The organism is Micromonospora sp. NPDC049580, from assembly GCF_040675595.1.
GTDB lineage: Bacteria > Actinomycetota > Actinomycetes > Mycobacteriales > Micromonosporaceae > Micromonospora.
Map to the genome: position 1 here is coordinate 1 of NZ_JBFAPG010000155.1, position 12,134 is coordinate 12,134.

General features: G+C 73.3%; 11 protein-coding genes and 1 riboswitch. Of the genes, 6 read left to right on the top strand and 5 right to left on the bottom strand.

Going from position 1 to position 12,134, the window contains the following annotated elements:
• Positions 1-75: 75 nt before the first annotated feature.
• Together mycP and AB0J68_RS15230 are read right to left on the bottom strand one after the other, a co-directional pair.
• A complete protein-coding gene (gene mycP / locus AB0J68_RS15225; RefSeq protein WP_363938968.1) occupies positions 76-1,308 on the bottom strand; it encodes a type VII secretion-associated serine protease mycosin in 1,233 nt (410 codons plus the stop codon).
• 146 nt (positions 1,309-1,454) lie between these two features.
• Positions 1,455-1,784, bottom strand: coding sequence for a MarR family winged helix-turn-helix transcriptional regulator (locus AB0J68_RS15230; protein WP_355066655.1), 330 nt, complete (start codon positions 1,782-1,784; stop codon positions 1,455-1,457).
• A gap of 248 nt (positions 1,785-2,032) precedes the next feature.
• Here AB0J68_RS15230 and AB0J68_RS15235 point away from each other — a divergent pair, with 248 nt between their 5' ends.
• Positions 2,033-2,761 carry a carbonic anhydrase gene (locus AB0J68_RS15235; protein ID WP_354855545.1) on the top strand — a complete coding sequence of 243 codons (729 nt, stop codon included), beginning with the start codon at positions 2,033-2,035 and terminating at the stop codon, positions 2,759-2,761.
• An 88-nt stretch (positions 2,762-2,849) separates the two neighbouring features.
• Here the strand turns inward: AB0J68_RS15235 and AB0J68_RS15240 are convergent, their stop codons facing one another.
• Both AB0J68_RS15240 and AB0J68_RS15245 read right to left on the bottom strand, forming a co-directional pair.
• Entirely contained in the window at positions 2,850-3,869 is a 1,020-nt protein-coding gene (locus AB0J68_RS15240; protein WP_354855546.1) for a hypothetical protein, read from the bottom strand.
• Positions 3,870-3,873: 4 nt separating this feature from the next.
• A riboswitch (cyclic di-AMP (ydaO/yuaA leader) is annotated at positions 3,874-4,004 on the bottom strand.
• A 166-nt stretch (positions 4,005-4,170) separates the two neighbouring features.
• Positions 4,171-5,535, bottom strand: a complete 1,365-nt coding sequence (locus AB0J68_RS15245) for a YibE/F family protein (RefSeq protein WP_363938970.1) — start codon at positions 5,533-5,535, stop codon at positions 4,171-4,173.
• Between the two features lie 462 nt (positions 5,536-5,997).
• On the opposite strand from AB0J68_RS15245, the gene AB0J68_RS15250 reads away from it, so the two are divergent.
• Positions 5,998-7,959, top strand: coding sequence for a heavy metal translocating P-type ATPase (locus AB0J68_RS15250; protein WP_355066681.1), 1,962 nt, complete (start codon positions 5,998-6,000; stop codon positions 7,957-7,959).
• 5 nt (positions 7,960-7,964) lie between these two features.
• Here AB0J68_RS15250 and AB0J68_RS15255 read toward each other — a convergent pair whose 3' ends face one another.
• Entirely contained in the window at positions 7,965-8,261 is a 297-nt protein-coding gene (locus AB0J68_RS15255) for a metal-sensitive transcriptional regulator (RefSeq protein WP_030329541.1), read from the bottom strand.
• 149 nt (positions 8,262-8,410) lie between these two features.
• Here AB0J68_RS15255 and AB0J68_RS15260 point away from each other — a divergent pair, with 149 nt between their 5' ends.
• The 4 genes from AB0J68_RS15260 (at position 8,411) to AB0J68_RS15275 (ending at position 12,093) form a co-directional block, all read left to right on the top strand.
• Positions 8,411-8,620 (top strand): copper ion binding protein, encoded by a 210-nt coding sequence (locus AB0J68_RS15260; protein WP_354855548.1) that lies wholly within the window; start codon positions 8,411-8,413, stop codon positions 8,618-8,620.
• A 14-nt stretch (positions 8,621-8,634) separates the two neighbouring features.
• Positions 8,635-9,582, top strand: coding sequence for a hypothetical protein (locus AB0J68_RS15265; RefSeq protein ID WP_355134622.1), 948 nt, complete (start codon positions 8,635-8,637; stop codon positions 9,580-9,582).
• A 12-nt stretch (positions 9,583-9,594) separates the two neighbouring features.
• Complete coding sequence (locus tag AB0J68_RS15270; RefSeq protein WP_363938972.1) at positions 9,595-11,844, top strand: heavy metal translocating P-type ATPase; 2,250 nt, start codon at positions 9,595-9,597, stop codon at positions 11,842-11,844.
• A 75-nt stretch (positions 11,845-11,919) separates the two neighbouring features.
• A complete protein-coding gene (locus tag AB0J68_RS15275) occupies positions 11,920-12,093 on the top strand; it encodes a CsbD family protein (RefSeq protein ID WP_139583988.1) in 174 nt (57 codons plus the stop codon).
• The last annotated feature ends 41 nt before the right edge of the window (positions 12,094-12,134 follow it).

The window sequence follows — 12,134 nt, forward strand, 5'->3', positions numbered from 1 at the left end:
CCAACCCGCCGGTCGACCGCAGCAGCGCCGTGACGTGTCCCACGGACCAACCGTCCCGAGGGCTGTGCCGGCCGCTCAGCCGGTGACCGGTTCGTCGGTACGTCGGCCCGGCCGCCAGCCGCGCCGGCGGCCGCGCGCCACGATCGGTCGCGTGATCAGCAGCAGTACGGCGAGTAGAGCTCCCACCGCGGCGGCCCAGATCGCGACGGTGCGCTGCCAGCTCAGCGGGTCGGCCGCCGGGGCGGGTGCGGCAAGCGCGTCGACCGGCGGGTTGGTGCGGGTGCCCAGCAGGCTCGACACCGCCCGGTACGGGTTGACCACGCCGTAGCCGACCTCGGCGTTGCGCCCCTGCGGCGGGTTGTCCGCTGTCCGCTCCAACCGGTCGGCGACCTGCTCCGGAGTGAGATCCGGGTAGGCGGCCCGCACCAGCGCGGCCACCCCCGAGACGTACGCGGCCGCGAAGCTGGTGCCACCCGTCGGCTCGGCGCGGTAGCCGGATCCACCCGGTGCCGGGCCGATGATGTTCAGTCCCGGCGCGGCGACGTCGACGAAGGTGCCGCTGACCGAGGTGCCCACGTGCCCGCCCTGCTCGTCCACGCCGCCGACGGCGATCACCCCGGGGTACGCCGCCGGGTAGGCGGGCCTGTCCTCCTGGGTCTCCTGCCGGTTGCCGGCGGCGGCGACCAGCACCACCCGCTTGGCGAGGGCGCGTTCGACGGCCTGTGCCAGTTCGGGGCGGGGCAGGGTCACCAGGGACAGGTTGATCACGTCGGCGCCGTTGTCGACCGCCCAGTCGATGGCTGCGGCGATCTGCCCGGGCAGCCCCTCGTCGTTGGTGCCCTTGGCGTCCGGCAGGACCCGGATGGGCAGGATGCGCGCCGCCGGGGCGATACCGCTGAACGGCACCCCGGTGCCGTCCTTGCCGGCGATGATGCCGGCGACCATCGTGCCGTGACCGGCCAGGTCACACTGCCCCCGGTTGGCCGGCAGGTTGTTGAAGTCGCGGCCCTCGAGCACCTGACCCTTCAGGGCCGGGTGGATGGCGGAGACCCCGGAGTCGATGACCGCGACCGTCACCCCGGCACCCCGGGACAGCGGCCACGCCGAGGCCGGATCCACCCTTCGCAGTGCCCACGGCATCTGCACCAGACCGTCCTCGCCGGCTGGGCCGCAGGTGGGCGGTGCCGCGACCGCGGGGGAGGAGGGGACCACCAGGGCGGCGAGCAGGGCCGCCAGCGTTCCACTGAGGACAGCTCGGACGGCACGGCGGGACGGCTCGGTCGCGCTCGGCGGCAGGCATTCGCGCACCCGCAGAGATTACCGCTGCACCGCGTCGGGCAGCGGCCCGACGACGCCGTTCCGGGCGGGAACGATGACGTCGCTCAGCGGCGGGCGCGACGACGCCGGTCCGGGCCGGTGTGTCGCCGCTCTAGGCCGACGTGCACCGACGACGGTCAAGGCCGGGACGTGACATCTTCTGCGGGTGCTTCGGCGAACAGCGCGAGCAGGTCGCCGACCTGGCGGTCGGCCTCGGCGGGGTGCCGGAACCGGCCGGCGGGGTTCAGGGTGTACTCGTTGCGACGCCCCACCCGGGTGCGGTGCAGGTAACCACCGGCCTCCAGGTCGGCGACGATGGCCTGGGCGGCCCGTTCGGTGACGCCCACCTCGGCCGCCACGTCGCGCAGCCGCGCGGTGGGATCGCGGGCGATGGCCAGCAGCACATGCCCGTGGTTGGTGAGGAACGTCCAGTTCCGGCCGCCTCCGGCCGTCGCCGCGCTCGTCATGGTGGAGCCGCCTCTCCGGTTGTCCGCCCCACCTCCGTGCCCGCCGGAGGGTCGGGCCAGGTGCCGACGGACCGGCCCGGTCCCAACGGCCGGAGGGCCGGTTCGGGGGTCAACGTATGAAATCTAAATCACGCATATCTTGACGCATCTTGCGGTGCGTGTGACCGTGGAGCCCGAGCCAGCGCCCACCGCCGGCCCGACTGAAAAGCCTCTTGAGCAGGTCAAACGCGTGGAGACGAGGTGCGGGGATGAGCCGTTCCGGTACGCCTGGCGGGCAGCCGGGCCCGCAGCGGGCCGCCGATCGAGCGCCGACGCCGACCGAGCCGGCCCGAGCGTACGCCGAGCTGGCCGCGGGCAACCGGCGCTTCGTCAGCGGAGCGCCGCGCCACCCCAACCAGGACGCCGGGCACCGGGCCGCCGTGGCCGACGGGCAGCACCCGTTCGCGGTGATCGTGGGCTGCTCCGACTCCCGCCTGGCGGCTGAGATCATCTTCGACCGGGGGCTGGGCGACCTCTTCGTGGTCCGTACGGCCGGGCACACCGCGGGCCCGGAGGTGCTGGGCAGCGTGGAGTACGCGGTGACGGTGCTCGGAACCCCACTGGTGGTGGTCCTCGGCCACGACTCGTGCGGTGCCGTGCAGGCCGCCCGTGAGGCGGCCGCCACCGGCGTCGCGCCGCCGGGACACCTGCCCGCGGTGGTCGACGCGGTGCTGCCCAGCCTGCGACGTGCCACCGCCGAGGGCGTGGACGACGTCGACGGCATCGTCGACATCCACATCGCGCAGACCGTCGAGACGCTGCTCGGGCAGTCGCCCGTGCTGGCCGACGAGGTGGCGCAGGGGCGGTGTGCGGTGGTGGGCATGTCGTACCGGCTCGCCGCCGGTGTGGTGCGCGCGGTTACCCCCGCACCGGCGGGTGCCGCGACGTTCGACGCGCCCGGCGCCTCGGACGACCCGGCAGCTTCCGCCGCCGCCTGACGCGGACCGCCCCGGCAACTTCCGCCGCCTGACGCGACGAGGGCCGCCCCGCCTGCTGCGGGACGGCCCTCGACTTCTTGGCACCGGGTCAGAGCAGCGACATGTGCACGTGGTCGGTGTGGTTCGACGGTCCGCTGTACGACTTCCAGCCGGTCGCCGGGAACCAGATCTGCCGGTTCCAGATCACGTAGTAGATGCCGAGGCGGTCGGCGTTGCGGATGAGGAACGCGGCGACGTTGTTGCCGTACATGCGGGTGTCGTTGTTGTGCCACGGGCTGAAGCCGCTCTTCTGCAACGACCAGTCACAGGCGCGGCCCTTCGGGTGCTCGAACGGGCCACCGTTGCGGTGGCAGCCGACGAACCGGTTGAACCCGGCCCGCTTGACCTCCTTGTACGCGTGCAGGGTGCGCGGCGTGACACAACCGGAGGTGGTGGGGTCGTCCTCGCTGCATGACTCGGCCTTCCAGTCGCCGTCGGCGGTGCGACCCGGGCCGATCCGGGCGACCGGCGAGACGGCGTCGACCAGACCGCCGGTGAAACCCTGACCGCCGACCAGCGCGAGCGCCTTGTCCGCGTCGCGCTTGTCCTTCGCCATCAGGGCGGTCTGCTTCTGCTGCTCGCGGACCTCCGCGTCGAGGGCCAGCTTGGCCTGCTCGGCGCGGGTCTTGACCGTGTTGACCTCGGCGAGCTTCTTCTCGTTGACCATGTTCATCTCGTCGAGCGCCGCGGCCCGTCGGACGAACGAGTCCGGGGCGTCGCTCTCCAGCAGCATCGCGATCGCGCCGATCCGCCCGGTCCGGTACGACTGGGCGGCGATCTGCCCGACCTGCGGGGCCAGCGCCTCCAGGTCGGCCTTCGCCCGCTCGACCTGCAACGCCAGCTCAAGCTGCCGCTTCTTGGACTTGTCCAGCTTGGACTTGGCCGCCACGTAGTCCCGGTTGGTCTGCTCGATGACGTCGTTGAGGAGCTTGGGTTCGTCTTCCTCTTCGTGCCCGGACGGTGTGGGGGTCGTCGGGGCGGCGTGGGCCGGGAGGGGCCCGGCGAACACGGTCAGCGCAGCGAGCACGGCCACCACGGGTGTCAACCAGCGGCGTAGGGGTGCCGTCACAATGTTCCCTTCCGTCGACCGCCGACCGGGTTAGCTGACGGGTTCGGGGCGGAAGTGGCCCCTACCGCTGTCGCGGATTCACCCCACGTACCTGGGTCCCCGGCTCGCCGGTTGGCGATTGGGCGGTGGCACCGCAGGCGCCGCTGCGCGCCTTCGTCGGTGACCGGCAGCGAGGTTACCCGAGAGTCCACCGCCTGAGCTACGTCCTGATGCCGACTAAAAGCGTCATTTCGCCATGGCGTTGAGTGACCAGTGACGCGGTTCTCAGGGCGTAGGCCCGATCTGGTCACGCTGAGGAGTGTCACCATGCCGTATCCGTGCTCCTGTTCGGCTCTGGCCACCCGGTGGTGGCGGTGGATGGGGGTGCGCTCCGCTCCGGGTCGGGCCCGTCGGACCGACCCGCTGGCGGGGAGCTGAGGGCGGCCAACGCCTCCGTCCGGTCCGGACGGGGGCGCGGCGTCAGGACGTCGGCGGCCGCGTCCTGCGCCGGCGTCGACCCGGCCGCGGTCACCACGGCGGCGAGCCCGGTGGTGAGGGGTACGGCGGCGATCAGGCCGAGCGTGGCGACCGCGCTGCGGACGATCTCCTGGGCGAGGAACTCGCTGGTCAGGATCTGCCCGAGGGGGCGGGTGTCGGCGGTGAGCAGAAGCAGCAGCGGAAGTGAGGCGCCCGCGTACGCCAGGACGATGGTGTTGACCGTGGAGGCGATGTGCGCCCGGCCGACCCGGGTGGCCGCCCGGTAGAGCTGCAGCCGGCTCAGGCCGGGGTTGGCGTTCGCCAGCTCGGTGACGGTGGCGGCCTGGGTGACGGTCACGTCGTCGAGCACCCCGAGTGAGCCGATGATGATCCCGGCGAGCAACAGGCCACGCAGATCGACATCGGCCTGGAACATCGACAGCGTGGTGGCGTCCTCGCTGCCGAAGCCGGTCAGGTGGGTGGCGGCGGTGGCGATGGTCGCGAGCACGCCGGTGAGCACCAGGCTGCCCAGGGTGCCGAGCACCGCGACCGAGGTCTGCGCGGTCACCCCGTGTGTCAGGTAGAGCACCACGAACATGATCAGGGCTGCGCCAACCACCGCCACCAGCAGCGGTGACCGGCCGGCGCTGATGCCCGGCAACACGAAGGTGAGCAGGATGGCGAAGCTGGCGGCCAGCCCTGCCAGCGCGGCCAGGCCCCGCCACCGGCCGAACGCGACGATCGCGGCGGCGAAGACCACCGCGAGCCACACCAGCGGCTTTCCGCGCTGATGCTCGGCGATGTTCCAGCTGCTGGTGGCGGGATCGGTCGGGTCGGTCAGCTCGACCAGGACGACGTCGTCGCCGACCTCGATCCGCGGAGCGCCGGGCCCGGCGGGGACTGGCGTTTGCACCTGCTGGCCGGCGCTCGGCCCGTCCTCGATCCGTACGTCCACGGTCCCGCACGGCCCGGTGGCCGGCGTGCCCGCCGGGTTGGCCGACGGTGGGCAGGGTTCGGTCACCACCCGGGTGACCGTGCCGTGGTGGCGCGGCGCGTCCGTGCCGCCGCCGGTCTGCGGCGCCCCGTCCCGTGGCCAGAGCACCACGGCGGCGACGACGGTGGCCACGAAGAGTGGCACCACCGTCGCGACGAGGATCCGCCTGACCCGGGGTGGGACGGGCGGAGCGGTACGGCTGTGGTCGGAACCCAATGCGAGAACTCCCAACGATCCGGTGCGGGGTACGTGCCGACGGGCCGGTCGGTTCACCTCCGCCGGTCGAACGCGGTGCCGGGCGCATCGGATTGCCGGCTGGCGACCCGGTGATCACACAGGGTGAGCCGTCGGACCGGCCGGTCGGCGGAGGCGCCGCGCCGTGGCGGCGCCGGTGCCCGACTGGGCGGTGGGGTCCGGTAGGCCATCGCCGGAAATGCTAGCCAGCCGGACCGGGTGTCGCAGGTCGTGGCGGAGTGTCGGATGGTCGAACCGCCCGCGCGGCGTCGCCCGGAGCGGCATGTTGGAGTCATGCCCGCGTCCGAGCCCGCCCCTGAGCAGGCCGCCGACCAGAGCCAGCACGCGACGCCGGCCGGCCACGATCAGCACGCCGGCCCGGAGAGGCACGCCGGCCAGGACAAGCACGCTGGCCACGACAAGCACGCCGGCCACGACCCGGCGATGTTCCGCCGCCGGTTCTGGGTCTGCCTGGTGCTCACCCTGCCGGTGGTGCTGACCAGCCACCTGGTGGTGGACGGGCTCGGGCTCCGGTGGGACGTTCCGGGCCGCTCCTGGGTCGGGCCGGTGCTCGGATCGGTGATTTTCCTCTGGGGTGGCTGGCCGTTCCTGGTCGGTGCGGTGCGGGAGATCCGGGACCGGGCGCCGGGAATGATGCTGCTGGTCGCGATGGCGATCACGGTGGCGTACTCGGCGTCGTTGGCCACCAGCCTGGGCGCCTTCGACCTGGACTTCTGGTGGGAGTTGGCCGCGCTGGTCACCATCATGCTGCTCGGGCACTGGCAGGAGATGAAGGCCATCGGGCAGGCCCGGGGGGCGCTGGCGGCGTTGGCCGCGCTGCTGCCCGACGAGGCCGAGCGCGTGGCGGCGGACGGGCAGGCCGAGCCGGTGCCGGTCGGCGCGTTGCGGGTGGGCGACGTGGTGCTTGTCCGGCCCGGGGGTCGGGTGCCGGCGGACGGCCGGATCGTCGATGGCGACGCCGAACTGGACGAGTCGATGATCACCGGTGAGTCGCGGCCGGTGGCCCGGTCGACGGGCGAGCGGGTGGTGGCCGGCACGGTCGCCACCGACTCGGCGATCCGGGTCCGGGTCGAGGCGCTGGGTGACGAGACCGCGCTCGCCGGCATTCAGCGCATGGTCGCGCAGGCGCAGCGCTCGGGTGGGCAGGCCCAACTGCTGGCCGACCGGTTCGCCGCCGCGCTGTTCTACGTGGCCGCCGGCACAGCCGTGGTGACGCTGGCGGTCTGGACCGCGCTCGGTGAGCCCGACCAGGCGGTGGTCCGTACGGTCACCGTCCTGGTGATCGCCTGCCCGCACGCGCTCGGCCTGGCCATCCCGCTGGTCGTGGCGCTCTCCACCGCCCTGGCGGCGCGGCGCGGGATCCTGGTCAAGGACCGGTTGGCGCTGGAGCGCATGCGGACCGTCGACGCGGTGCTCTTCGACAAGACCGGCACGCTGACCCGGGGTGAGCACGCGGTGAGCGACCTGGTGACGACCCAGGGGCTGGAGCGGGAGGAAGCGCTGCGGATCGCCGCCGGCGTCGAGTCCGACAGCGAGCATCCGCTGGCTCGGGCGATCGTGACGGCGGCCGGGTCCGCCGGCCCGGCGCGTGCCACCGGCTTCCGGTCGCTGCCGGGCCGCGGCGTGCGGGCCACCGTCGACGGTACGGAGTACGCGGTGGGCGGCCCGGCGTTGCTGCGGGATCTGGGCCGAGCGCTCCCGGACGACCTGAAGGCGGCGACCGGCCGATGGTCGGCGCGCGGGGCCGTGGTGCTGTACCTGGTGCGGCTGCCGGGCACCGTGCTCGGGGCGTTCGCGCTCACCGACGAGGTGCGTCCGGAGGCCCGGCAGGCCATCGCCGAGCTCCGTGCCGAAGGCGTCCGCACCATCGCCATGATCACCGGCGACGCGCGGTCGGTGGCCGAGTCGGTGGCCGCCGATCTCGGCTTCCGGTCGGGGGTGGACGAGGTCTTCGCCGAGGTGCTGCCGGCCGAGAAGGACAGCCGGGTCGCGGAGCTCCAGCGGCGAGGGCTGACCGTGGCGATGGTCGGCGACGGGGTGAACGACGCGCCGGCGCTGGCCCGCTCCGACGTCGGCATCGCGATCGGGGCGGGGACCGACGTGGCGATCGAGTCCGCCGGGGTGGTGCTGGCGTCGTCCGACCCGCGCGGTGTCGGTGCCGTGGTCCGGCTCTCCCGGGCGTCGTACCGCAAGATGCGGCAGAACCTGGCCTGGGCCGCCGGCTACAACGTGGTGGCGTTGCCCCTGGCGGCCGGGGTGCTCGCCTGGGCCGGGGTGGCGTTGAGCCCGGCGGTGGCGGCGGTGCTGATGTCGGCGTCCACCATCGTGGTGGCGCTCAACGCCCAGTTGCTCCGCCGGGTACGCCTCGACGCGGAGCCCGACTGACCGGCTCAGCCGCGCTTCATGAGTCGGCCGACGGCCGCCATCATCTCGGTGGCCATCTCGTCGGCCCGGCCCTCGGCCGCCCCCTCGTGCATGCAGTGCCGGGCGTGCCCGTCGAGCAGGCCCAGGGCCACCTTGTCGAGCGCGGCCTGGATCGCGGAGATCTGGGTGAGGACGTCGATGCAGTAACGGTCGTCGTCGACCATCTTCTCGATGCCCCGGACCTGCCCCTCGACGCGGCGGAGCCGCGCGAGCAGCTGGTCCTTGCTGGCGGTGTAGCCGCGGATCGGCGTGGGTGCGGTCATGGCGACGAGGATAGCGTACCCCTGGGGGGTATGGTAACGTCCCTCGTGTCCGATACCCCCACCGGGTACCGGTACATGACCGGTTACGGATCTGTCTCGGCCTTACCCCTGGGGGGTATAGGCTGGCAGGCGGCGAAGGGAGAGATTCGATGGTCGACACGACGTTCCAGGTGCGGGGCATGACCTGCGGGCACTGCGTCAGCGCGGTCAGCGCCGAGGTGGGCGCCATCGCCGGGGTGCGCGACGTGCAGGTGGATCTCGCCACCGGCCGGGTCACCGTCACCAGCGAGCAACCCGTGGACGCGGAGTCCGTCCGGGCGGCGGTCGACGAGGCCGGTTACGACCTCGTCGAGGCGTGAGCGGAAAGCCCGGGATGAACACGGTGACCAGAATGGGCGGGTTCGCCCTCGGTCTCGCGGCGGTCTTCGGCGCGGCGTACGGGATCGGCCGGGTGGTCGACCCGGCCGCCCCGGTCGCCGAGAGTCGGCCCGACGGCGGCGTCGCCCACAGCTCGGGCCCCACCGCGCACGACGAGGTGACTGACCGGACTCCCGGCGGTCTGCTCGTCTCCGACCGTGGCTACACGCTCGTTCCGGTCGCCGCTCCGGCCGGTGAGTTCGCCTTCCGGATCGGCGGGCCGGACGGCCGTCCGGTGACCGGGTACGACGTGGCACACGACAAGCGGATGCACCTGATCGTCGCCCGGCGGGACCTGTCCGGCTTCCGCCACGTGCACCCCGACCTCGCCCCGGACGGCACCTGGCGGGTCGACACCCCGCTGGACGGCCCGGGGCAGTGGCGGGCGTTCGCCGACTTCACGCCGACCGGGGGCGAGGCGCTGACCCTCGGGGTGGACGTGACCGTCCCCGGTGAGCTGACCGAACGGCCGCTGCCCGCCCCGGCCACCAGCACCACGGTCGACGGCTACACCGTCACCCTGGCCGGCGTGCCGCAGCCCGGCCGCACCTCGTCACTCACCCTGAGCGTCAGCCGCGACGGGCGACCGGTCACCGACCTGGAGCCCTACCTGGGCGCGTACGGGCACCTGGTGGCGCTGCGCCGGGGCGATCTCGCGTACCTGCACGTACACCCGGACGGAACACCCGGCGACGGGCGCACCCGGCCCGGTCCGGAGGTCACCTTCCTCGCCGAGGTGCCCTCGGCCGGCAGCTACCGGCTCTACCTCGACTTCCGGCACGGCGGGCGGGTGCACACCGCCGAGTTCACCGTCGTCGCCGGCACCGCCACGACCGGGGGCGACCCCACTCCGAGCGGGCCGGCGCCGACCGAGCACGGCACCCCCGGCCACGGGCACAACTGACGGGACCAGACGATGACCACCACCAGCAGACCACTGCCCGAGGCGCCGAACCGGATCGAGCTGGCCATCGGGGGAATGACCTGCGCCGCCTGCGCCGCCCGGATCGAGAAGAAGCTGAACCGGATGGACGGGGTGAGCGCCACCGTCAACTACGCCACCGAGAAGGCCACCGTCCGGTACGTCGACAGCGTCACCCCGGACGACCTGATCGACACGGTGCAGAAGACCGGCTACACGGCTGCCCTGCCGGCACCGCCGACGACCGAGCAGCCGGTCGACCCGCTGCGGGGTCCGCGTACCCGTCTGTGGGTGTCGGCGGCGCTCAGCGTGCCGGTGGTTCTGCTGGCCATGGTGCCGCCCTGGCAGTTCGACTACTGGCAGTGGCTCTCGCTGACCCTCGCCGCCCCGGTGGTGGTCTGGGGCGGGCTGCCGTTCCACCGGGCCGCGTGGACCAACCTGCGGCACGGCGCCGCGACCATGGACACCCTGGTCTCGCTGGGCACCCTGGCCGCGTTCGGCTGGTCGCTCTGGGCGCTCTTCCTGGGCGACGCCGGCATGCCCGGGATGACGCATCCCTTCCGCTTCGCCATCACCCGCACCGACGGCGCCGGCAACATCTACCTGGAGGCGGCCGCCGGGGTGACGGTGTTCATCCTGGCCGGCCGCTACTTCGAGGCCCGATCCAAGCGGACCGCCGGGGCGGCCCTGCGCGCCCTTCTCGAACTCGGCGCCCGGGACGTGGCGGTGCTGCGCGACGGGGTGGAGACCCGGATCCCGGTGGACCGGCTCGTCGTCGGTGACCGGTTCGTGGTCCGCCCCGGCGAGAAGATCGCCACCGACGGGGTCGTCGACGAGGGCACGTCCGCCGTCGACGCCAGCATGCTGACCGGCGAGTCGGTGCCGGTCGAGGTCGGCCCGGGCGACGGCGTGGTCGGCGCCACGATCAACGCGGGCGGCCGGCTGGTCGTCACCGCCACCCGGGTCGGCGCGGACACCCAGCTCGCCCGGATGGCCGACCTCGTCGAGCAGGCGCAGAGCGGCAAGGCGGCCGTGCAGCGGCTGGCCGACCGGATCTCCGGTGTCTTCGTGCCGATCGTCATCACCCTCGCGGTGGGCACCCTCGGCTGGTGGCTCGGCACCGGAGCCGGTCCGACCACCGCGTTCACCGCCGCGGTGGCCGTGCTGATCATCGCCTGCCCGTGTGCCCTCGGCCTGGCCACGCCGACCGCGCTGCTGGTCGGCACCGGTCGCGGCGCCCAGCTCGGCGTGCTGATCAAGGGACCGGAGGTGCTGGAGTCCACCCGTCGCGTCGACACCGTCGTGCTGGACAAGACCGGAACCGTGACGACCGGCCGGATGACCCTGGTGGACGTCGTGCCGGCGAGCGGCGAGGACCGCGCCGAGCTGCTCCGGCTCGCCGGGGCCGTGGAGGCCGCCTCCGAGCACCCGATCGCCCGGGCCGTCGCCGCGGGCGCCGCCGAGGCCGGAGCGCTGCCCCCGGTTACCGGCTTCGCCAACCTCGAAGGGCTGGGCGTCACCGGCACGGTCGACGGTCGGACCGTGCTGGTCGGCCGGCTCCGGCTGCTGCGCGAGCGCGGTGTCGACGTACCGCCGGAGGTCGATCTGGCCGTGCGTGACGCGGAGGCCGCCGGGCGTACGGCGATCGTCGCCGGCTGGGACGGACGGGCGCGGGGCGTGCTCGCGGTCGCCGACGTGGTCCGGCCGACCAGCCGGACGGCCGTGGCCCGGCTGCGCGCCCTGGGGCTCACCCCGGTCCTGCTGACCGGGGACAACCCCACCGTGGCCGGGGCGGTCGCCGCCGAGGTGGGCATCGACGAGGTGATCGCCGAGGTGCTGCCCGCCGGCAAGGTCGACGTCGTCCGGCGGCTCCAGGCGCAGGGGCGGTCGGTGGCGATGGTCGGCGACGGGGTGAACGACGCGCCGGCGTTGGCCCAGGCAGATCTGGGGCTGGCGATGGGCACCGGCACCGACGTGGCGATCGAGGCGTCCGATCTCACCCTCGTCCGGGGCGACCTGGATGCGGCGGTGGACGCCATCCGGCTGTCCCGGCGCACGCTCGGCATCATCCGGGGCAACCTGTTCTGGGCCTTCGGCTACAACGTGGCGGCGCTGCCGCTGGCCGCCGCCGGCCTGCTCAACCCGATGATCGCCGGTGCCACCATGGCGCTGTCCTCGGTCTTCGTGGTGGCCAACAGCCTGCGTCTGCGCCGGTTCCGTTCGGCCGCCGATCGCGGATTGTGACGGCGGTGATGGTTGGGCGGTGGACTGCGGGGGTATTGCTGAGGTCGTAGCGACGCTCGCAATGGAGGTTGGCACATGGGTATCGATGACAAGATCAACAACGCCAGCGAGGACGCGGCCGGCAAGCTCAAGGAAGGCGCCGGTCGGGCCACCGACAACGAGCAGCTCGAGGCCGAGGGGCGCGCAGACCAGTCCACGGCCAAGCTCAAGCAGGCGGGCGAGAAGATCAAGGACGCTTTCAAGAGCTGACGTACGACGTAACCCGCACGCCGGGCCGGTGATCATTCACC